Raw genomic sequence first — 22,988 nt, forward strand, 5'->3', positions numbered from 1 at the left:
GCGACTCTAAAATCTTCCTCATCCACCGGTTTAAAAGTTAAAAGTACATTTGGTCATTTAAAACTATCCAAGTATGACTTTTTACTGATTTTTGTATTTTTTAAATAAAAATTAGGTCAACTATAAATTTTTTATATGATTATCTATTCAATTTTATAAACTTAATTATTTATGAAAAATCTTAAAAAATTAGCAAAACCTTTGTTTTTATTCGTTTTCGTAGGAGCCATGTCGGTGACTTTTTCAGCGGTTGCTGCTGATTGTTGAGCTTCAAATGACAAAGGATGTACCGATAGATTAGGAACTAACTATCCGTTTGATAGAGATGGAACTCCAAATTGTGACCCTCCTGTTGAAGTTTAATTAATTCAAATAGTTGCGCAATAGATCATGCGCAACTATTCCTTTTTAAAAAGTTAATAGCAAATCCTTTAATAAAGCATATTGTACTAAAGTCTTATCTATACTTATTACAAGTAGAGGGATTTCATTCGATCCCTCGGTACTCCAGATTCTTGTAAATGAATTAGAAGGATTTTTAATACCGGATCAACTGTATATCAATAGTTTTAATTATGAAAATCAAATTTTTCTTATTCATCCTCCATACCATCTTATTAGGTTCAGTATCCTGCTCTGATAGAGAAGAAGTCATAGAAATAGTCGAGCTAAAATCTAAGAAATTCTATTTCGAGGAGATAAAAATTCCCATGTTGATACAGTCCAAGAAAGGTAAATTGGTGGTTTCAGAACATCCGCGAATAGCTCCTGGTTTACCGCTTTTACATGTCGTAAACGGAGGTGATATGACCTATGAATTTTCACATGGAAAGGTTGGTTTTGGTCCGGGAGAGCTATCTGATGTTTCTGGATTTGATCTTGGCAGTAATGACTCTACCTTTTGGGTTTATAGTGCTATGGAGAAACGAATAAGTGAGTTTTCACTTTTTGAATCATCCGATCTTGCTAAAGACCAGATAAAACAGCCGGAAAATTTTTTTAAAGCGACAGATTGTCTTTTTCTGACGGATTCAACGTTTTTAGGGATGTTTGTTGATTCTCCTCATCGATTGGTTGAATTTGGCTTTGACAATGATTTTGAAAAAGGCTATGGGACGCTAGAAAATTTCACAGCCAGGAATGACTTAGATAATTATAATTTATCCCAGATAAATTCAGGCTGGTTTAGGTCAAATGAAGATAAATCGATCTTTGCTATCGCATGTATTTATTATGATAAGCTCGAAGTGTTTAATTCAAAAACAAAGGAATTTAAAACTATTTATGGGCCTGATCTTGAAGTCTTTGATTTTGAAGTTAAATATAAAACCAGTGGACCTTCACTGCTTTTTCCTTGGGAAGCTCCTTACCAGTACAGAGACATCGCCATCACGAATGATCGAATTTATGCCCTTTATGGTGGTATCAGTGAGCCAGAAATCTCTCAAACATCTGAGATAGCGAGGATTATAAGAGTTTATGATCTGGATGGTAATTTGTTGGAACTGTACCATTTAGATAGATCACTTCGAAGTATCGAATTGGATATAGAGAATGAAAAGATATACGGAATCACCACAGATAGTGATCCTGGTATTGCTTTCTTTAAACTTCCTTGAATCAAAAAAACTCCGGAAAATAAACTTCCGGAGTTTTTTAATTTGGAATCTTAATAATATCAGGTAGAAAGAATTTTTGCGATTCTAAAATCTTCCTCATCCACCGATTTATCGTCTACAATTGCTTTTTTAATTGGCGTGTAAACCACCTTGTTATTGATCAAACCAGCCATGACATCGTATTTGCCTTGCAATAGACCTTCAACAGCTGCAACCCCTAATTTGGATGCAAGCAAACGGTCAAAGGAAGAAGGGGCTCCCCCTCTTTGCAGGTGACCCAGGATGGTCACTTTGATGTCATAAGATGGAAGGAATTTCTTTACTTTTTCAGCGATTTCACCTGCTCCACCACTTTTACCACCTTCTGCTACAATCACGATGTTGGAGGATTTTTTGGCTTTGGATCTAATCTTTAATTTGTCCACCAAATGGTCAATTGGCATCTTCTTTTCAGGAATCAAAATAGCGGCAGCAGCACTACCAATACCCGCATTGATGGCAATAAATCCAGCATCCCTACCCATTACTTCCACAAAGAATAGTCGATCATGTGAGGTGGCAGTATCCCTGATCTTGTCAATTGCCTCAATGGCTGTGTTGCAGGCAGTATCGAATCCAATGGTAGAATCCGTTCCTGATAGGTCATTGTCTATCGTGCCCGGTAATCCAATAGAAGGGATTCCAAATTCTTGGAAAAACAAGTGCGCCCCTGTTAAAGATCCATCTCCACCAATCACTACCAAGGCGTCAATTCCATGAGACTTGATGTTCTCATACGCTTTTTTTCTTCCTTCTGGAGTTCTGAATTCTGCACTTCTGGCTGATTTCAAGAAAGTGCCTCCTCGTTCCAAAACGTGGGTGATGTATTTGGAATCAAGTTTTTTTATGTCATTTTGAATGAGACCTTCGTATCCACGATAAATCCCATACATCTCCAAGTTATAGTAAAAACCTGCCCTTACAGCAGCTCTGATTGCAGCGTTCATTCCAGGTGAGTCGCCCCCGGAGGTCAATACGCCTATTTTCTTGATAGTCTTAGGTTCCATTAAAGGTTTGGGTTAAAGGCTTTTAAACATTAGTTCTGCAGAAGCAGGATTGGTAGCCAAAGGAATATTGTGCACGTCACATATTCTCATCAGCATTTGTACATCAGGTTCATGGGGATGCTTATCCAATGGGTCTCTAAAAAAGATGACCATATCTAACTCCTTTTGGGCTGCCATGGCTGCTATTTGGGCATCACCTCCAATTGGGCCAGATAGCAGTTTCTCTACGTTAAAGCCTGATTTTTCGATGTGAGATCCCGTTGTGCCCGTAGCAACAAGTTGTACGTCAACCATTTCGAGTTTTTCTCGAAACCTACTTAAAAAATGTACCATGTCGGCTTTCTTTCCGTCATGGGCGATTAGGGCAATTTTCATGTACAGGTATTAACAGGTTTGAAGCCAAAGTTAGAAAAAAATCTTTTTTTCCAACTTTGACGAAATTAAATAAACGTGAAATATTAAACTTTTAGCGACTTCTTTTGAAATTCCTTTTCTCAGGGTTAAGGCACAATTTTTTCCAAGTGAAACAGGAATGTATATTCCATTGCCAATTCTTTGAGCGCATTAAATCTACCTGAAGCTCCGCCATGTCCGGCATCCATATTGGTATGCAATAACAACAGGTTATTATCGGTCTTTAATTCACGAAGTTTTGCCACCCATTTGGTAGGCTCCCAATATTGTACCTGGCTATCATGGAGACCAGAGGTGACCAATAAATTGGGATAATCTTTTGCCGTGACATTATCATAAGGAGAATAGGATAGCATGTAATCGTAATATTCCTTGTCTTTCGGATTTCCCCATTCCTGAAACTCTCCGGTAGTTAATGGAATACTTTCATCCAACATGGTAGAGACCACATCCACAAATGGTACACTGGCTATGAGTCCATGGAAAAGATCCGGTCTCATGTTCATTACCGCTCCCATCAATAAACCTCCCGCACTTCCTCCCATGGCATATAAATGTGGAGTAGAAGTATACTTCTCCTCAATCAGGTGTTCTGCACAGGCTATGAAATCGGTAAACGTATTTTTCTTTTTCAGCATCTTTCCATCCTCGTACCAATGCCGTCCCATATCTTCTCCACCTCTAATGTGTGCTATCGCAAATACAAACCCTCTGTCCAAAAGGCTTAATCTGCTAGATGAAAAATAAGCTTCCGTACTAAAACCATACGAACCATAAGCATACAATAAGAGTGGACTCGATCCGTCTGGTCTAAAAAGCTCTTTTTTGTAAACAAGAGAAATAGGGACCATGACCCCATCAGGAGCTTTCGCCCAGATCCTGGCGGAATGATAGTGACTTTGATCATAGCCTCCGACTACTTCTTGTTGCTTCAAAAGCGTTTTAGTCTGCAATGCCATGTGATAATCGTAAATGCTGGAAGGGGATACCAGGGAGTTATATCCAAATCTGAGCGTTTCCGTGTTGAATTCGGGATTGGTACTGATCCAGGCAGTATACGTTTCATCGTCAAATTCAAGCTGATGTCCAGGACTCCCATCCCAAGGTTTTATCAATATCTGTACTAAGCCATTGCTTCTTTCCTGAGTGACCAGGTAATGAGAAAATAACTCGAAGTCTTCCAATAACACATGCTCCCGATGGGGAATCACATCTTCCCAATGTTCTATAGAGGGAGAGGAGATGGGTGCTTTTACCACCTTGAAGTTTTGTGCCTGATCATTGGTTCTGATCCAAAAATAATCGTCATAATGATCTGCAGCGTATTCCAGGTGAGGGACCCGTGGTTGCAGTAACTGAAAATCTCCATTTGGTTGATCCGATTTAATAAATCGAATTTCAGAGGAAATGGTACTTTCTGAATGAATAAAGATGTATTCTTCGGATTTGGTACTGACTACATGGCAAGAAAACTCATCGTCCGTTTCCTCAAATACTAGTCGATCCTCTTCTACAGGAGTGCCAAGAACATGTCGGTATATTTGATGGGCACGTAGGGTTTCTGGATCTTGTTTGGAGTAGAAGATGGTTTGATTATCTGAGGCCCAAGTTAAGTTTCCAGTCACATTGGGAATGGTATCTTCCAGGAGTTCACCGGTACTTAGGTCCTTGAAATAAATGGTATAAATTCTTCTTCCCACCTCATCTGCGGCAAAGGCCAATAGGTGCTGGTTTGGAGAACTAGAGGTGCCACCCACTTGGTAGTAACTTTTACCCTCAGCGAGCTTATTGACGTCCAACAGAATTTCCTCAGGATGATCTAAAGAGTTGGCTTTTCTGCAATAGATGGGATATTCAGACCCTTTTTCATATCGGGCATACCAATAATATCCGGATTTAAAATAGGGTACACTTTGATCATCTTCCTTGATCCTTCCTTTGATTTCTTCAAAAAGCGCTTTTTGAAATTCTTCTGTATGCTTTAGGTTCTCTTTCAAAAAGGCATTTTCCTCATTCAGGTATTCGATTACTGCTGGATTTTCCCGTTCTCTCATCCAAAAGTAATTGTCTATTCGTTGATGACCATGAGTTTCTATAATCTCTGGTTTTTTGGCTGCAATGGGTGACTTCATATCTTGATTTACTAAGCTGCAATGTTAATGAAAAAATGGGGTAGCAGGTTCCATTTTTGTATAAGTAAGCACCGAAAAGAAGATGAGCTAATAAAAAAAGTGATTAGTATTTTATTCAAGTACTTGTTTACAAAGAGAATAATTAAAATATTCAGTCAAATTATCAACCATTAACCTTTTATATATGGGAATGCTTAAAGAGTTTAAAGACTTTGCCGTCAAAGGCAATGTGGTCGATCTGGCCGTTGCTGTCATCATAGGTGGTGCCTTTGGAAAGATCGTTACCTCATTTGTAAATGATATTGTCATGCCTCCGATAGGCTTGATGATAGGAGGGGTCAATTTTAAAAATTTGGCTGTTGTTTTGAAAGAAGCGGTCGTAGATGATGCAGGGGAAGTGGTTACTGCAGCTGTCACTTTAAATTACGGAGCTTTTATTCAAAATGTAGTGGACTTTACCATCATTGCTTTTGTGATTTTTCTGGCAGTGAAAGCCATTAACAACATGAAAAAGAAAGAAGCTGCTGCACCGCCACCTCCGCCACCAGCACCTCCAAAATCTGAAGTATTGCTAGAGGAAATTAGAGACCTTCTGAAAAATAAGGAAAAGTAATCCTTCCAAAAAAAAATAGCCCCAAACCTACATCTCGTTCGTTTGGGGCTATTGTTTAGCGGTCTTCCCGTCTTTGTCTTTGGTATATATGCCGGGCAAAATCCCTTGAAAGACCATTCAATAGAAATAGTTGATTGTAACTGATGACCGAAGAAGCCTTACTCACGAATTTTTTCTCCTCGTTGAGTAATTGTTGTTGTAGCTCAAATCGTTTCTCTACCCTGTTTTTTGCCTCCTCTTCTGAGATCGGCTGATCTCTCCGGTCATTAAGTTCAGCCATTTGACGAATCATGGCTTCTCTTTTATCACTGAATTCATTGTAGATGGGCCAAAACTTTTCAGCTTGCTCTGAATTCAAATCCAAGCGCGTGGTAATAAAGGCCACCTTTGCAGCTTTTAATTTTTCGGGATCATATCTTTCTCCACCTCTCTGGGCATAGACAGCTCCAACTAATAAGGTGAATAATAGGACTATTGTATATTTTTTCATGTTCAATACCAGATTTCTTCCTGCTCTGATGAAGCATCCTCAATGAAAGGATTTTCATCTTGAATAATTTCATTTAATATCTCCTCCGGGTTGTCTGACATACTGAGTATATCTTCTGCCGACCAATACTGACTATCGATATAAAGATCGATTTCCTGCTCCATGATCAATTGTTCTGAAGTAGCATCCATTTTAGAGTATTGCCAGACTCCTAACCCTGCGATCAAGATCACTGAAGCAGCCCATTTCATCCAAGGATCACTTTCCTTTTTGTTGGCTTTCAATATGATCTGATCTGGAAGCTTGTCAAAGTATCCATCAGGTGACTTTAAATCTTTTATTTTTGGCAGTGTTTGCATACTAATTATTAGACTTAAAATTGGGTCAATGGTTTATTCTTCTAATACGCTTTGTTCAATTTTTTTTACCGCATGATGGTAGCTTGCTTTTAAAGCCCCTATGCTGGTACCGGTTATTTCAGCGATTTGATCATAGGTCAAATCTTCCTGGTTTTTTAGTTGGAAGACTAGTCGTTGCTTTTCAGGGAGGGATTGCATTGCCCGTTGTAATTTCATCTGTATTTGATCCCCATCAAAATGATCCGGGTGGTTCAAATAGGATTCTATTTTTTCTTGATAATCATCCATAGAGAAGAAAAAACGCTTTTTTTTCTTCTCTAAAAATGTGAGGGTTTCATTGGTTGCAATTCTATAGAGCCAGGTAAATAGGCTCGATTGTCCCTGAAATTTATCAATATGATGAAAGGCCTTGATAAAGGTGTTTTGGGTTAAATCATCCGCATCTTCATGAATCAAAACCATTCTTCGGATGACATGATATACCTTTTTCTGATACGTCTGGATCAATTGCCGGAAACCCATATCCCTGCTTACTGGGCTTTGAATCAAATGTAGAATTTCCTGATCTTTAGTATTCATCATTAAGACTTTGACCCTAAAAGCCGAGCGAGGTTTAATAGAATATCAAAAATTAGTTTTTAAACTGCTATTCACAAAAAAACCTTCAGCAAGATCGTTGTAGGTTATTCTTACTGAAGGTTTAAAAAAGAAGTTGGTTTGAATGTTAGATTTCTAATATGTAGTCAAGAATTCCTGCATTTTTCCCTTTCGGTCTTGTCACCAAAAGAGGCATACTATCGTTGTACTGGATTAATCTTTCGGCCATACTTCCTATAAATAGGGCAGTAGCAGCAGTCCTCCCTTTGGCTCCAATAATGATGCCGTCAGCTTTGATTTCCAAGGCCTTGGATACGATTTCTTCCACAGGGTCATCATTGTCATCCTTGGTATAAATCGGAGTGATCTTGATTCCCTTGGTATCTATTTTTCTGATAAATTTCTTGTAGTTTATTTCAGCATGTAGCTGCATGATTTGGGAGAATTCTTCATACGTTTTCCCTGTATAATGATAGCCTGAAGGAACTGAATAAACGTTTTGGCAAACAATTTCCAGATTATCTTTTCCATATTTATCAGCAACCATAATGGCTTCTTCCAGTGCATCTTTTGAATATTCTGAAAAATCGCTTGGAACCAATAGCTTGGTTAATTTAGGGAGGGACCCTTCTGGAATAATCAGGAGTGAACAACTTGCTCTTCTTGCCAGTCTAAGTGACGCAACCCCCGTACCAGGCAGATTAATTTTTCTACCTATAATAATCATATCAGCAGATTTCTCTTCTGCGAGCTTAAGGATTTTCTTGGAGAGAGAACCTTCTTTAACAACATAACTAAACGATACCCCTTTGGTATCCTTGTAGTTTTCTTTCACGACTGCTTCCATCGCTTCCTTTCTCTCATTGATCATGTTTTCAACAAGATTTGGGAACTCTTCTAGGACTTCTTTTGGAACAGTAAGGTTCTTAATAACATTTACAAAATAAATTTTCTTGGTCTGATTGACTTTCGAGATAAATTCTGCGTATTGGACCAACGTTTGATCCATTGGACTTTGATCTAGGCAGACGATTAGCTTTTTTATCAGATACATAATTCTCCAAAAGGTTTTGAGAGTGCAAATTTAGTTGGTTTCAAAAGAATGTGTAATGAAATTATAGAATAAAATTTTGAAATTTTAATTATTACAATTTTAAAAGTGCTTGTGACGGTACACAAGTATATGATTGTTAGGTACGAAGAGAACTAATTTTGAAAAAATAAAGAAAATTTAAACTACCGTTTGTCAATTGTTTGTCGAATTAAAGCCGATTCATTTAAACCTCCCCATTTTTATCCCGTATATTTGTAGCGGTCCGGGTCGTCGACATGTTCAAACTTCACAATTAACAAAATCACCGAGTGAAGCCCTCTCCAAAAACAGGCCTCACCTCTGTTCTGAATTTCAGGACGGGGCCTCGTCTCTTCGGAGTCAGGATAACAGTGGAAGTTTGCGGTTTCAAGGCAGCTCAAATCTTGTCTACTAGGAGGTTTGTAACACTCTAAGATCCGGACTTTTTACTTTTTAATTTTTCCAGAATCCATCTCCATTCTTCTTTTCCAGCTCCAAATACGAAGGAAAAAAACAGATACCCGATTAATACACACCCTGAAGTCAAGACCATCTCTAACATCGGTCCCTGTCCAAATTTCAGGAAATACATCGGAAGATAGGCCGCTATTCCCACTGCTAATATCTTAAGCGTTTCTATTGAGAAAGGATCAAATTGAAGTTTGATTTTTAGAAAGATATATTTCACCAAATTAAACAATAGCATGACCAAGGCAGAGGCAATTGCTGCTCCTTCAATACCATAAATGGGGATCAACCAATAATTAAGTCCAATAATGGTCAAACTCATGAGGATGGTGGCCACTAAATTGAATCTGTAATATTTAGAAAAAACCAACACCTCGCTATTGACTGAAAAGACCACATCAAATAGTTTTCCCAAACCAATAAGGAACACCACATACTTTCCAGTCTCATATATTTCTCTATTCGGGATCAAAAAATATAAACTGTCAATGTTGGCCCAAATCCCAATAAACAGTAAGAGGCAGATGTATAACTGCCGGTTGGAAACTTGCTTGTAGAGAAGATTAATTTCCTGAAAATTACCTTTAGTGAAATGGGCTGCGATCACCGGCATGACAACTTGCGAAATGGCCCTTCTAGGAAGTTCTATCACCAAAGCCATACTAAAGGCAATGGTGTAAATAGCATTCGCTTCCAAACTCACCATGGAACTTACCATGATGCTGTCAATTTTCATGATGAGGGTAGATGCTGCGGTAGCCAAAAAAGTGATTAGACTAAATCTTAGAAATGAACTTCTAAATCCCTTTGGAAAATTGCTCCATCGAAAATCAAACTTCAAAACACCCAGCCAGAGCAAATAAATCAATACTCCTGAAGTGGAAATCCCATACACCAAGACGAGTCCATACATCACAAATTCAAATCCTATCCAACCTAGGAAATAGGTTCCTACTAAGATTCCGGTCAGTAATCTTAAGAATACTTCCCTAAAAAAAGTAGGTACTGCGACTTTTAAATAGGACCGGGCATAGGAGTCAAAAATGCTACTCAAAAGGGAGAAGAGTGTAATCAATAACACCACTTGCAGGAAGTCGATTACTTGCGGTGAATTGGTTGCAAATAAGGCAATGAGTTGAGTTTTGAAAAGGAGAAATAAGGAGCAAACTAAAAAAAAACCACCTAATGCAAGGAGAATACTAAAGCTTAGGAAAGCGGAATGATTTGATTTGAGCTTTGGAAAATAACGGGTAATCCCATGACCCAAGCCCAACTGAGCAAAAGGAACAAACAATAAGCCCAAATCCTGAATGGTTCGGAATGTTCCTAATTGGGATGCTTCTAATGCATACGGAAATAACCATAACACATTAAAATAGCCTATGACTACTCCAATGTATGAGAAAAGTGCTGTTTGAAGACTCTGCTTGGCTATTTTGCCCATGAGCTTAAAAGTATCAAAAAAACTTAAAAATTGGGCGAAGAAAGAGAGGGTTTAGTTTTTGGCGCACTTTTCACAGCCCGGCTCTTTTTTGGTTTTTCCAAAGAACTTCCTTCCCAAAAAGAAGAGGGCTCCTACCACTAATAATCCAACTAATAGTTCCTGTACCATATTATGAAAAGATATTATAGGTGACTAAGGCGGCTACGTATGCCAAAACAGTCATATACACTGTTTGAATTAACGGCCATTTCCAACCTTTTGTTTCTCTATATACCACGGCAACGGTACTCATACATTGCATCGCAAATACGTAGAATACCATTAAAGAAAAGGCAGTTGCCTTATTGAATACTTTGTCTCCTGTGGACGGGTTGATTTGCTGGTTTAACTTTTCCCGGATGGTTAATTCATCTTCCACATCCGATCCAATACTATAAATGGTGGCAATCGTGGATACGAAGACTTCTCTTGCAGCGAAGGAAGTGATCAGGGCAATTCCAATTTTCCAATCATAGCCTAAAGGTTTGATGACTGGCTCAATTCCCCTACCCATGATTCCAATGAAAGAACTCTCTAGCAGTTGAGAAGAAATCTCTGATTCAATCAGCTCATGTTGGTCTTCTGGAGCTTGTGCTAATCGTTCTTCACCAGCCGTCCTGATTTCCTCCATTTTGGAAGGAGGTCCATAAGATGCTAAGACCCATAGGACCACAGAAATTGCCAAGATTACTTTACCAGCCTCCGTGACAAAGGTTCTGGATTTGTTGTACATGGTAAGTAGTACATCTTTCCAGCGAGGGGTTCTATAGGTTGGTAATTCCACCATCAAGAAGCTTTTCTCTTCAGATTTAAGAATCAATTTCAGAGAAAATGCAGTAACCAAAACGCCCAAAATCCCCAAAAGATAAAGTCCTAAAAGGGTAAGGGCCTGAAGGTTAATGAATCCAAAGTTTTCATTGGGAACTACCAATCCGATTAGGATAATGTAAACTGGCAGTCGGGCAGAGCAACTCATTAATGGAGTTACCAAAATGGTGATGATTTTCTCCTTCCAATTTCCAATGTTTCGAGCAGCCATTACTCCAGGGATGGCGCATGCAACGCCCGAAACAAGTGGAACGATACTTTTGCCATGTAGGCCAAATGGACGCATCCACCTATCCATCAAGAATACCACACGGGACATGTATCCAGTATCCTCAAGAATCGCCAGAAAACCAAATAACAGGGCGATCTGAGGAATAAAGATGACTACTCCTCCAATCCCGGGTACGATCCCCTCTGAGATTAAACTAGTCAATGGGCCAGGAGGGAGAACGCTGTTTACCCACCCACTGATTTCTGCAAATAAACCATCGATCAAGTCCATTGGGACAGAAGCCCAAGTGAATATGGTTTGAAAAATCAACAGGAGAATGCCAATGAAGATGGCGTACCCAAATACAGGGTGAAGGAAAATCTTATCCAGGGTGGAAGCAGGTTTTTTTGCTTCTTTTTTAACCACACAGGACTCTACAAGATTGGTGATTTTTCTATACCGCAAGGTGGTCTCTTCCAACTGAGCACTTTCAAGGTCAAATTTTTGATCTGCAATCAATGATTGAATCCAAAGACGATCTTCTGGATTGATGGAACGGTCTTTTGGACCGAATCGAAGCATTTGATAGGCTCGATAGTCATTTTTAAGATCAAACTTCTCTTTAATTGGCTGAATTAAAGACTGGGGAATTACTTCAGAAATATCGAGGTAAGAGGAGTCTACACTGAAATTCTTCTCATGGATTAATGTCTTGATTTGTTCAAGGCCTTTAATTCCCCTGGCATCTGTGCTAAGAATAGGAACTCCCAGAGATTTGTAAATCTCATAACTACGGATTTCCAGGTTTTTTTTGGCTGCTAAGTCAGCCATGTTCAATATGATTGCAAGTTGAACGCCCAAATCAATGAGTTGGGTGGCTAAAAATAGCCCTCTTGAAAGTTGACAAGAGTCTATGACCATCAACACATAGTCCGGTCTTTTCTCTTTGTCAATATGGTTTAATACTCGATGAGCAATAATTTCGTCCTCGGAATTGGGATAAAGGCTGTAGGTACCTGGAAGATCTAAAATTTCGTAGGTAGCACCTTCATAATTCATCCACCCGGTTTTCTTGTCAACTGTAACTCCAGGATAGTTGCCTATTTTTTGGTTTAAACCAGTTAATTGGTTGAAAATCGTAGATTTCCCAACATTAGGATTGCCTATCAAGGCTATTTTTGGAGTTCGAGTGGTAGATCGAATAGTTGACTCAGACATGAATGTTATAGCAATTGAACCTCAATCAAGGCCGCTTCAGATTTTCTGAGTGCCAAAAGGGTTTCGTCCATTAGGAAAGCCATCGGCCCTCCCATAGGAGCTGCGTGATTTAAGGTTATGGTTTTACCGGGCAGAAAGCCAAGTTCCATCAAATTAATTTTGAGCGGGGAAGCGGAGATCTGTCTAATAATAGCAGATCTGGATTCGGTCATGGTATCAGCGGTAATATGCATAGGTTTTAGTGGGTGATAACCCATGTCGCAAAAATAGAACTATTTGGAATGAATCTAAAGAAAAATAAATAAGATTTTTGTCAGTTTTTCGAAGGGTGAAGCTACTTTATACTCAAAACGACTTCATTTAACACTTTTTCTACCTGGTTTTCTAAAAAAAATCGAATACTGAAAGTGATAACTATCTCTTTTTCAGGATTTTTTATAAAGTAAAGTTTGAAAGGTTCGTAACTGTATATTTCTTGTTTTTCGGTGAAAAAATCTTCTATGTTTTTTGGACTAACGGTGAAATCAGAACTTATTTCGAAATAATCATTGAGAATTTCGCCAACCTTGAGGACGGTTCCATCTCCAAGTGTCACCTCATTGGAATTGTAAATTTCCAAATACAACAATGCATTCGTCGATTTAGGAGGTACAGGTGAACAGGCATATACCAGTCCTGGAAAAGCGCCTTTGGAGAAGGGGTCGGCCTCGGAAACAAATTCAAATTCCTCGACTTTTATGGATTTATAAACTTCATTATAAGGTAGAAAAAGCTCATCGGATACCTCAACTCCATTTGAGTTGTAGCTTGCGGATGAAAAAGAAATGATATTAAAATTTCTGACTTGAGGTGCGGGGCCACAACCGCAGGGATTAGTACAAACCACATCACAGGAAATTGGCAAAAGTGCCAACACCAAAAATACAAGAAGGGTAGCGATGGAATTTTTAAAAGAAGTTCCCATTTCCTCGGTGTTGAATTATAATCAAAGATCTATAATTCAATGGAAATGGGAAATTTTCAATGGGATAAGTTTAAAAAGAAGCTTTTATAGAAAAGGTAAAATTCCTTCCAGATGCCGCTAAACCTGAACTATAGGGTCTATATCGTTTATCTCCTATATTTTCAATTCCAGCCATGAGATCCAAGGATTTTAGAAGTTTGTAAGTGCCCTGAAGATTGAAAGTAGTCCAGGAAGGAGAGTAGGGGTTGCCATTTTCATCTAATGCATACAAATGTGGTTTCCCAATTTCATCCATTGGCATATCTTCAAATGCAACTTCTCCGCTATACATGGTACTTAACTCAATTTTCAATTTGTTTTTGGAATAGGTCAACCGGGTTAATCCAAATAACGGAGCAGCATGTCTGGAAGGGCTTGTACTTTCATCATCTAACTCTTCTTTGCCTTTTTGCCAATTGATTTTTGAATAAACTAGCCAGTTTTGAGAAGGAGACCATTCTACCCCTGCCTGCATACCAAAGATCTTGGCAGATGCAGCGTTTTGAATCGCTAAAACCTTACTTGGCACTCCTTCATAGGGTATGCTGTCTTGTCCATCCAATTGAAAGGGTCTTCTTACCATAGCATGATCTAGGTAAGTATAAAAGACAGAGGCGTCAATTTTTAGGAAGCTTCCCCAATGTTTATTGAGGTTGATTTCGGCATTATAAACGTATTCTGGCTTTAAGTCTGGGTTTGGAATTATGATCGCACCTGGCTCCGAATCAAAAAATTTACCTAAGTCATCTACATTGGGTGCTCTGAATCCAGTGGATACCTGGGGGGAAATCGTCCAGGTAGAAGAAGGATTCAGGATTAACCCCAAAGAACCGGTGAAAGCACCGTTATTGTTACTTGTTTTTTGATAAGGGAGAGGGAAGAATGCTGCATTGGAAGCAAAGTCCGCAGAAAGAAAAACCTGATTGTAACGAAGCCCTGTTTGAAGTTTTAATTTTTCTGAAAGGTGTGCATGGTAGGTTCCGTATGCTGCCAAAGACGTCCATTCTGATGTCGGGTACCTAGCAGAAGCAGCCATAGTTTCTCCTGATTGAATGTTGGTCTCAACTCCTGTGGATGCTACACCATTGTATACCGTTTCAATTCCATAACTTAAAAAGCTTTCTTGGTTGATGTTTTTTACCCAATCGGCATTCAGAGACCAAGCATTTACTTTTTCAACCCGGTCAAACAAACTGTAGTCATTAAACCTTCTGTTGATGCGACTTTCTTCGAAGTATTGTTGGGCTAATTTGATGCTCATTTGATCATAGAGCTTTCCATTTCCAAGTTGGTTCAGCGTCAATTGGTTCATCATCCATACTTGAGGGCCGTAATTCCATATCGCATACCTGGGCTTATCCAATGAACCCTGAATTAAACGATCATATCTAGGAATATCTGAAGAGCGGGAGTAATGAAAGCCATATTCCCAATCCGTTTTATGGGAGGGATTAAAGCTGATTTTTTGCATTAAATTAAGTTGGGTATACCCGCTTGTTTTCTGAATTAATGGATCAGGATTTTCTAAAACAAGATCCCCATCGGCTGAAGGAATGACATACCATGATCTTAAATAATCATCTGGGCCATGTTTACCCATTTTTAAATCCCCATAATCAAAATGGGATACACTGGTTAAAAATGCCCATTTCTCTGTCGCAAGAGAAATGTCCCCATGAAATGTCTTTTCATGATTGGAGGAGGCAAAACGGCCAAATAGATTTCCATTGATAGAAAGACCAGAATCAGAAAAGTTAGGTTTCAATGTTTCAAATGCCATGACACCTCCCAACGCATCACTTCCAAACATGACTGAGCCCGGACCAAATAGAACTTCGGTATTTTGAATGGCCAAGGGGTCTATAGAAATGACATTATGGAGATTTCCACCTCGAAATATGGCTGTATTTACTCGGACCCCATCTACGGCATAAAGGAGACGATTGGCAGAGAAACCTCTGATCATGGGACTACCACCGCCCTGTTGACTTTTTTGGATGAAAACGTCTCCATTGCTGCCTAACCAGTCTGCGGTAGTGGAGGGGGACCGCAATTGGAAGTTATCCTTATTAAGAACTGTGATTTTGCCTGGAATATCTTGGTTACTTTGACGCCATCTACTACCTGTCACGATTGCTTGTTCCATCTGTATTAACCCGGGACTTAAAAAAACTTGATAGTCTGAGTTTTTTAATTCTTCCACTGAAAAGGATACAGATTCAAACCCTAAAAGCTGAAAATGTATTTCTGCTTGCTCAGAAAAAATAGAGAGGTCAATCTGCCCTTTTGAATTCGTGATCGCACTTAAATAAGGTTCATTTCCAAACACCAAAACCCCTGGAATGACTTGTTTGCTGCTTTTTTCGTAAACAGTAAGCACTTGTCCGAAGGAAAGAGTACAAGAGAAAAAGATGAATGAAAATAATAATAAGTAAATCTTCCTCATAAATGGATAATAGGTACCGGAAGATGAAAGTAAAAGATAGGATTTAGATTAAATATTGCTTTGGGTAAAATGGCGATAAGTTGTTTTGGAAGGTATGAAAGTAAAAAAACCGGTCTTTTTAAGACCGGTTTACGTTAAGCTTTTCCTTTAAGCATCAGATTCCAATACATAAAAGGTAGGCCGTATTTCTTCAAGAGCCACATCGAATACTGCTCTTTAGTGGTGTCTACAAATTTTGAAATTAGAGGGTCACTGTCCCTTACATTGTCATATTTAAATTCTGCAAGTACCATTTTGGAATATCCGGTTACCAAAGGACAAGAAGAATAGCCGTTGTAAGCCGCTGATCCCACATGATTGGTATGGATCAATTTTAACAAATTTTCAACTAAGACTGGGGCTTGTTTTCGAATTGCCGCCCCTGTTTTGGCTGTTGGTAAAGCTGCAACATCACCTAGGGAAAAGATATTCGGAAACCGAAGATGTTGTAAAGTATTCTTATCCACATCTATCCAACCTTTATTCGGACCTTCTTGAATGGAGACGATGGAATCCCTAATAAATTTTGGAGCTCCTTGGGGAGGGGCCAGGTGTAGGAAGTCAAACGCAAGTTTAATTTCATCTTCTCCTACCAATTCCTCACCAATGGTATTGCCTTCCACTTCCTTGGAAGCATCTCCTTTAGGTTTGATGTACTTGAACGTGATTTCCTTTTTGTCAGGATCAATCTTTACAGGCGCATAAAACGGCTTGAAAATGATTTCCCGGTCATGTATTATTTGATTGAGCGTATTGGCAAAATCAGGGACTCCAAATATGACTGTTCCCGGAGTCGCAAATATGACATTTGTTTTGTCCCTTACTCCGGACCGACGGAAATATTCTTCAGCTAAATACATGATTTTTTGAGGAGCTCCACCACATTTGATAGGGGTGGTAGGCTGGGTAAATACCGCATTTCCGCCTTTAAATTTTTGAAGTTGTTCCCAAGTGTACTCCGGGTCGGTATAATTACTACAAACAATTCCCTTTTCCATCGCTTCAGGAAGTCCGGGAAGCAATTCGGGCATCATGACCAAACCTGGGGCAACTACTAAATATTCATAGGTGATCTTTCCTGAATCTTGAGTGGAAACTGAATTGTGATCGGGGTCTATTTCTGTTGCATAATCTTTAATCCAATCTACCCCTTTCGGTATATAATCAGCTTCACTTCGCTCGGTATCTTTGAAATTATAAGTTCCTGCTCCTACCAAGGTCCAAGCGGGTTGGTAGTAATGTTTCTCAGATGGTTCAATGATAGCCATCGATAAGGATTTATCTTTTCTCTTAAGTTGAGCAGCCACAGTGATCCCTGCAGTTCCCCCTCCTATAATTAAAATCTGATAATGCTTCATGGGTTAGTGAATTGATATTCATAAATTTAACAAAGCAAGGCGTAGTAAAAGGTGATATTTATCACATTTTCAAAATTTGTGTTTCAATTCAACACCTTAAAAATTAGGTCAAAATTACAGGGGATTTAGTTGGTGTTTTTGGGGTAAAATTTTTAAATTAAAATTCTGTTTTTCAAGAGGTTAACTCCTGAGTGTTTATTTTTTTTAAGCCTTTCTTTTTATCCCTTGAAAAATGCATTAAGTCTTACTTTTAATCCTTTTTATCATGGAAAAAGACCAGCTGGAATCGCTATTGTCCAATGTTTTTGGTCATTTAAATGCAGAAAAATCTTCAGAGAAAAAACAATGGGATGAAGGAATACCACTATTGGCAAAATCTTTACTGATTCAGGATAGCCAAGAAATTCAAGAGGATTCATTTAGTTTTGAGAATTCAGAACTTTTTTTTCATGAAAGAATTCCCAAGAAAAAGATTGAGCTCATTAGGAAAGAGGCTGATAAAGCAACAGTAAAGGAAGACGATCCTCGTTTGAAAGCTTTTGTTAGAGAAGTTCCTGTCAAAAGCACACAGATTAGGGCGAGTACGCCCAAATGGGCAGCGGGTGCAAAGGTGGTCAAATCGATTGGACCCTTGAAAAGGGTGGATGGAAGAGTGGTAGTCATTGATTTTTATAGAGTAACCAAGTTGGTGGGGATTTACCAACAAAACAGTAGCCTTCCTGTCCTTTTATTTAAAGCAACTTTTAAAGAGTCGAAAGTAAAAAAGATCAAGGCTGCTCCGATAGAGGTAACAAAAAACTATGATGTTGCGGCGGGTAGTTTTTATGTGCGTGCGGATATGCTTGCCAACAATGCACCAAATTCCCGCTATGTAGGATTTTTGGTGAAAGACGGGAGAATTCAATTAAGTGCAGACCCTGTTTTACAAGGAGAGAAGCTTATTTTGGCTGCCACTACTTCTGTCCAGGTAAGTCTGGATTTAGATCAGGCACCGAATCCTGCCAATTCGAAAAGCAAACATGGAAGAGATGCATTTGAGGCGAAGATCAATACTCCTGATAAACTTAATTTTTCATTTACTGGCGCCTCCAAAATTCAATTAAAAGAAATAAGTGACGCCCAATGCACAGTGTATGGAGAGAAGGCTTCCTTCAAAAGGTCTAATAAGGTACCAAAGTATAATTCCCAACTTTCAAGATTACTCATCCCATTTGATTGTTCGGAGTCAGAATTTGCTCCAAAAAAGCAGAAAAGTCCTATGGTGGAATTTTCTGGAAGTGCACCTATTCAAGATTCTTGGTGGGCAATTCCTGCAGCGGAGCTGGACATCGCAGCCCCTTTGGAGGTGGCTGGATCCGGAGGGATTCTTCAACTTCTCCAATCAGGTATCAAACTAAAATGGCAAGGACTGCAGGCCAGGAAGCTCTTATTAGAGAATCCGTTTCTTTTGGTAGATGTGGGAAGAATCGGGATCACAGATGTGTTTTCCAATGGGGAAGGAGCATTTCAGGAAATGGATCATTGGAAAGATGATTTAAATGAACATGGAACATCCATCTCTTTGAGCCTTAAGAAGGGAGCCCTGTTTTTATATAATTCCCTGGCTGAAGGAACTGAAATGATAGCTGGATTGGTCAATTCTGAAATCAAGGTGGATAGGCCATTGCAAGTCAATGGATTGCCTGTTTCTGTGAAAACAAAAAATTCAGCTTTGATATTGGCAGGAAGCGATGCCAAGAAATTGATATACCTATTTGATGATAATATACTTTGGGACAATAAGTTACCCTTTAGTAAAGTTCCTGATTTTAAAAGTATCGCCATCGCACTGGAAAATGCACTATTTACCATATCTCCTGCAAATGGAGCTTTGGTATTCGGAGAGTGTTCAGAGAACTGGAAAAAAATCCTTAAAAGTCAGACGTTCTTGGTGTTTGGTATGCTGAGTTACATGCCTACTTTACCTGATCCTTATGTCGCCAACCTAGGATTATTTGCAAGACAATTCGGTGATAAAAGGAAAGGAATTGATGGGATCAAGAGTTGGCTGGTTTGCCAAATCAGCCAAGAACCTCAAGATGAAAAATCGGATGCTGTAGCAGTCAAATTCCATTTTGGTCCTGCCAATACCTCTACTTCCGGTCAAGGGGATATTGCCATGGCCGCAAGCACGGTTTCCATGAATCAAGTGAAATCAGAGGCTGTAGCAGGTACCTTAAAAGCCGTGAATACTGCTGCTGCAAGTGATAATGGATTGCCTCCCTATGAAGATCAATTGGATCCCTTCATGAGGCCATATGATACGGAGTATTTTGCCTTACTGGACGTGAGTTCAAATGCCAATCAGTTGGGGGTAAGTATGGGATTCCCCAGAAGGGATCGGGTAACTACGGGAATAGCTCATTCAGTTTCAGAATCTGAAGCAACGATTTCCCAATCCGGTCAATTGATTTCTGTGGAGGGAATGGAAGTCATTGCTCCTGGAGCAATGACCCGCTTATTCATGATGCCTCAAGTAGCATGGGAACCAATTTTCAATTTAACTCCTCCTGGAAAAGCCAAGCCGGGAGATCCTCCGGTTTTATTCAACTACTATCCCAACGATGGGGGTCCAACTAGGATTTTGAATAATCATCCGGAACGGATAGCCATTTCACCAAAACCTTTGGTTGAATTTATCCTGGATAAATATCAGAAAAAGGAAACTTCAGTGGATGCACAATTTACCCTTTCATTTGGAATGAAAGCTTTGGCAGAGTTGAGTCATACCAATGCCAAAGAGACCATCAAGCCTGAATTGGATCATGTGAGGCCTAATTTCCCAAATCAATTGGAAGGAGGGATTCAAATCCGAGCAACAGCTGGAAATTATGGTAAAAAGGATCCTGCTGAACCTAAAATGAATGACTCCTCCATGTTTGCAGGATTTACTGTTCAGTTAAATAATGTACTGGGGATGAATGGTGTAGCTACTGGAGCTTCTACTTTAGGTCAAAGTGTTACGGAGATTTTTAATGGTGAATTCTTCGTCAACCAAGGCAATCCCACCCAATTACTTTCTAGAGGTGTTCCGGTAAGCAAAATTGATTTTTCAGGATATGGAGCCAGTATGTTTAGTAATTGGTTGAGCCCATCTGCTGCCATCGCCCAAACAAGCCAAGCAAGATTTGATGTGATGCTTGGGAGGACAGGACACGAAGTAATTCAAGTGAAAAGCATCGTGTATCCTTGGGGGATTCGTGTGGTAAGAACAATCACTATTTTTCGGACAAGTTCAGGCTTTGTGTTTAGAACGGATAGTGGTTGGCAACCTGAATCAGATGGGATTTTTGATTTTAGAGCGAAATACATTGACGAATCATTCCCCGGAAAATTGGAGGAAAAAGAGCGATATGAATTACACCCCGGTACACTTAGGGGGCTTTTTAATATTTCCAATATTCAAGAAGATGGGTCGGTAGCCGACTTTGTGACTTCCAATCAGATCCAAGTTGGGAAAAAATACATCAATGAAAGTGGAGATGTCATCGTCAATAGTGAGACTTCAGATGGCTTAAGCTACCTGGATCAACAAGTCAAATGTGTTGCAGTTTACTTCGATGCAGATGTGGAGATTGAGAATTTAGTGCAAGGGCATAAGAATGGAAGAACTCCTGCTAAAAAGATCTTAGGATATGTTCAGTTGTCTCCCCCTGGAATTCCCTTGACCCCAAAGCAACTCAATGCCTTGTTGGGGTTACAAGGAGGTTTGATCGGAGGGGATGTGGATTGTGTGATGGATGTAGGTGGCACAGGTCAGTTGATGCAAATCAACCGATTTGATATTTCACCTTCAGAAAAACCAGGAAATGAATTTGGGAATCCAATTTTTGTCGCCTCTACAAGGGGATCAGTCATTCTTCCCAAAGATGGAAGTTGGAGTATGGTGCAGCATGAAACAGGTACAGGAGAAGTGACTCCTTTACCTCCCCATGTTCCTATTCCATTAATTCGAATCGGAAAATGGGTAGCAGAAAAAGTCGTCAGCAATTCAGATGTCAATAATAATCTGGTTCGGTTGGCGCATCCTATGGAGATTTTAAGAGATCCGGTAGAAGGCACTTTTAATTATGGATTCTTACAAAGTACCTCCACTCAAAAAGCACTCTTTTTGACTCCTAGCTATAAGAAAGGAGTTTCCAAGCTATTGAGTAAAACTCCTCCGATCTTTTCAGACGCATACAAATTGATGAATGGAAGCAGTATTTTTCCCAATGTGGGAGATGCCTACTCCAATTATGGAAAGGCCATGGCTTTATTGGAAGGAGTTGATGACCAGGGGAATAAGGTCAAGGCATTTATTGAAAATGCGGCCACCGATGGAGGAAGGAAAGTGCTGGAGTTGATGGAGATTACGGCTAAAGAGGAAGCAGGGAAAATTGTTGATAAAGGATTTAAACTCTTATCAGGTGAAGCGAATCAGGCGCTGAATAAAGCTTTGGCATTTGATGTCCCTAATTTTGACCCATTGTATTTGGTGAATATGGATTCATTGAAAATCTATATTGAATACAAAGCGACTCAGGGAGACCCGGGAAATAAGCAGTATGTGGATTCCAAGTTGAATTTCGATGTCGATTCATTTGCAAATGACTTAGCGGACACCTGGAAGAGTAAGGTAAATAATGTTGGAATGGTGGTTGACCTCGGGTCATTTGAACGATTGATTACCATCAAGGGGAATTTTGATGCTGGGAAGGGAAAAGAAACTGGGTATGCTGGAGACAAGGATAATCCCGGTCCTTTGGATGGGATTCCATTACCTGAAGTGGAATTTAGCCCAGCCTTAGAACCTGTTATTGAATTGCTACAGATGCTGGCAGCCTTGAGCACCGGTGATTATGGTGCAGTCATGCGAAAAGGTCTACAAATAGCCATGAGTAATGCTGGAGAAATCTGGGAATATAAGTTTGAGGCGTCCAAAGAAATTCCGTTGATACGCTTCCCGCCCGAAGACTCCGTATATAATTCACCTCAATGTCCATTAAGATTGGAAGCAGGTTTGGCACTTGGGGTTTATTTCAATGCTGCTTTAAAAGTGACCACAGACCCTAAACAATTACTTCCTACAGCGGGCGGATTTATCCAGTTCAATGGCGGCTTGGAGGTGATGTGTGTAACTGTAGGAGCAGCAACGATTTATGCTGTGGGTTCGGTAGAGGTCAAAATCGCTTGCGATACCAAAATAGGCCCGAGCCTCATGATGAAATTTGGTTTTGGAGCCAATATTTCTGTAGGACTTCCGGTGGTTGGTAATGTCAGTGTTACCTATATGGTAGGTTGCGAAATGTATGCCGATGCAAATGTCATTGAAGTAACTGCCTTCATGCTTTTCAAAGGACATGCGAACCTATTGGGTGGAGTGGTAAGTGTCACCATTTACATAGAAGCAAGCGGTACTGTCAAGAGAATTTCTAGCCCAGAGAGAACAGATTGTACTGCTTCTGTGACTTTTGGTTTAGACATAAGTATTTGCTTCATCATCAACATCAGCTTCGAAGAGACTTGGCAAGAAAGTCGACAGATAGCCTAATTTTTTATTAAAAACTCGAA

Annotated in this window: 16 protein-coding genes; 3 read left to right on the forward strand and 13 right to left on the reverse strand. The window is 39.5% G+C overall.

What is annotated here, in order from left to right; translation table 11 throughout:
• Positions 1 to 575: 575 nt before the first annotated feature.
• The gene (locus tag BUR11_RS04760) at positions 576 to 1,619 is read left to right on the forward strand and encodes a BF3164 family lipoprotein (RefSeq protein ID WP_074223657.1); all 1,044 of its coding nucleotides are present in this window, start codon (positions 576 to 578) and stop codon (positions 1,617 to 1,619) included.
• A 59-nt stretch (positions 1,620 to 1,678) separates the two neighbouring features.
• On the opposite strand, the gene pfkA is transcribed toward BUR11_RS04760, so the two are convergent.
• The 3 genes from pfkA to BUR11_RS04775 all read right to left on the reverse strand — a co-directional run bounded on the left by pfkA (position 1,679) and on the right by BUR11_RS04775 (position 5,211).
• Entirely contained in the window at positions 1,679 to 2,665 is a 987-nt protein-coding gene (gene pfkA / locus BUR11_RS04765; RefSeq protein WP_074223658.1) for a 6-phosphofructokinase, read from the reverse strand.
• A gap of 12 nt (positions 2,666 to 2,677) precedes the next feature.
• The gene (locus tag BUR11_RS04770; RefSeq protein ID WP_074223659.1) at positions 2,678 to 3,040 is read right to left on the reverse strand and encodes a methylglyoxal synthase; all 363 of its coding nucleotides are present in this window, start codon (positions 3,038 to 3,040) and stop codon (positions 2,678 to 2,680) included.
• 125 nt (positions 3,041 to 3,165) lie between these two features.
• Positions 3,166 to 5,211, reverse strand: a complete 2,046-nt coding sequence (locus BUR11_RS04775) for a S9 family peptidase (protein ID WP_074223660.1) — start codon at positions 5,209 to 5,211, stop codon at positions 3,166 to 3,168.
• 184 nt (positions 5,212 to 5,395) lie between these two features.
• Between BUR11_RS04775 and mscL the strand changes: the two genes are divergently transcribed.
• Positions 5,396 to 5,824: a large-conductance mechanosensitive channel protein MscL gene (gene mscL / locus BUR11_RS04780; RefSeq protein WP_074223661.1), complete on the forward strand. Its 429-nt coding sequence runs from the start codon at positions 5,396 to 5,398 to the stop codon at positions 5,822 to 5,824.
• Between the two features lie 55 nt (positions 5,825 to 5,879).
• Here mscL and BUR11_RS04785 read toward each other — a convergent pair whose 3' ends face one another.
• The 10 genes from BUR11_RS04785 to BUR11_RS04835 all read right to left on the reverse strand — a co-directional run bounded on the left by BUR11_RS04785 (position 5,880) and on the right by BUR11_RS04835 (position 17,396).
• Complete coding sequence (locus tag BUR11_RS04785; RefSeq protein ID WP_074223662.1) at positions 5,880 to 6,314, reverse strand: Spy/CpxP family protein refolding chaperone; 435 nt, start codon at positions 6,312 to 6,314, stop codon at positions 5,880 to 5,882.
• A gap of 2 nt (positions 6,315 to 6,316) precedes the next feature.
• Positions 6,317 to 6,673 (reverse strand): hypothetical protein, encoded by a 357-nt coding sequence (locus BUR11_RS04790; RefSeq protein ID WP_074223663.1) that lies wholly within the window; start codon positions 6,671 to 6,673, stop codon positions 6,317 to 6,319.
• A 33-nt stretch (positions 6,674 to 6,706) separates the two neighbouring features.
• On the reverse strand, positions 6,707 to 7,255 hold the full coding sequence (locus BUR11_RS04795; protein ID WP_074223664.1) for an RNA polymerase sigma factor: 549 nt from the start codon (positions 7,253 to 7,255) through the stop codon (positions 6,707 to 6,709).
• A gap of 142 nt (positions 7,256 to 7,397) precedes the next feature.
• A complete protein-coding gene (locus BUR11_RS04800; RefSeq protein WP_074223665.1) occupies positions 7,398 to 8,324 on the reverse strand; it encodes a universal stress protein in 927 nt (308 codons plus the stop codon).
• 448 nt (positions 8,325 to 8,772) lie between these two features.
• Positions 8,773 to 10,254, reverse strand: a complete 1,482-nt coding sequence (locus tag BUR11_RS04805) for a lipopolysaccharide biosynthesis protein (RefSeq protein ID WP_074223666.1) — start codon at positions 10,252 to 10,254, stop codon at positions 8,773 to 8,775.
• Between the two features lie 169 nt (positions 10,255 to 10,423).
• Positions 10,424 to 12,550 carry a ferrous iron transport protein B gene (gene feoB, locus BUR11_RS04815; protein WP_074223668.1) on the reverse strand — a complete coding sequence of 709 codons (2,127 nt, stop codon included), beginning with the start codon at positions 12,548 to 12,550 and terminating at the stop codon, positions 10,424 to 10,426.
• A 5-nt stretch (positions 12,551 to 12,555) separates the two neighbouring features.
• Positions 12,556 to 12,783 carry a FeoA family protein gene (locus BUR11_RS04820; protein ID WP_074223669.1) on the reverse strand — a complete coding sequence of 76 codons (228 nt, stop codon included), beginning with the start codon at positions 12,781 to 12,783 and terminating at the stop codon, positions 12,556 to 12,558.
• A gap of 101 nt (positions 12,784 to 12,884) precedes the next feature.
• Positions 12,885 to 13,514, reverse strand: a complete 630-nt coding sequence (locus tag BUR11_RS04825; protein WP_074223670.1) for a hypothetical protein — start codon at positions 13,512 to 13,514, stop codon at positions 12,885 to 12,887.
• 70 nt (positions 13,515 to 13,584) lie between these two features.
• Positions 13,585 to 15,999, reverse strand: coding sequence for a TonB-dependent receptor (locus BUR11_RS04830; RefSeq protein WP_074223671.1), 2,415 nt, complete (start codon positions 15,997 to 15,999; stop codon positions 13,585 to 13,587).
• A gap of 134 nt (positions 16,000 to 16,133) precedes the next feature.
• Entirely contained in the window at positions 16,134 to 17,396 is a 1,263-nt protein-coding gene (locus BUR11_RS04835) for an NAD(P)/FAD-dependent oxidoreductase (protein WP_074223672.1), read from the reverse strand.
• Between the two features lie 265 nt (positions 17,397 to 17,661).
• Between BUR11_RS04835 and BUR11_RS04840 the strand changes: the two genes are divergently transcribed.
• A complete protein-coding gene (locus tag BUR11_RS04840; protein WP_074223673.1) occupies positions 17,662 to 22,968 on the forward strand; it encodes a hypothetical protein in 5,307 nt (1,768 codons plus the stop codon).
• Positions 22,969 to 22,988 lie beyond the last annotated feature (20 nt).

It is taken from the genome of Algoriphagus halophilus (genome assembly GCF_900129785.1).
Classification (GTDB): domain Bacteria; phylum Bacteroidota; class Bacteroidia; order Cytophagales; family Cyclobacteriaceae; genus Algoriphagus; species Algoriphagus halophilus.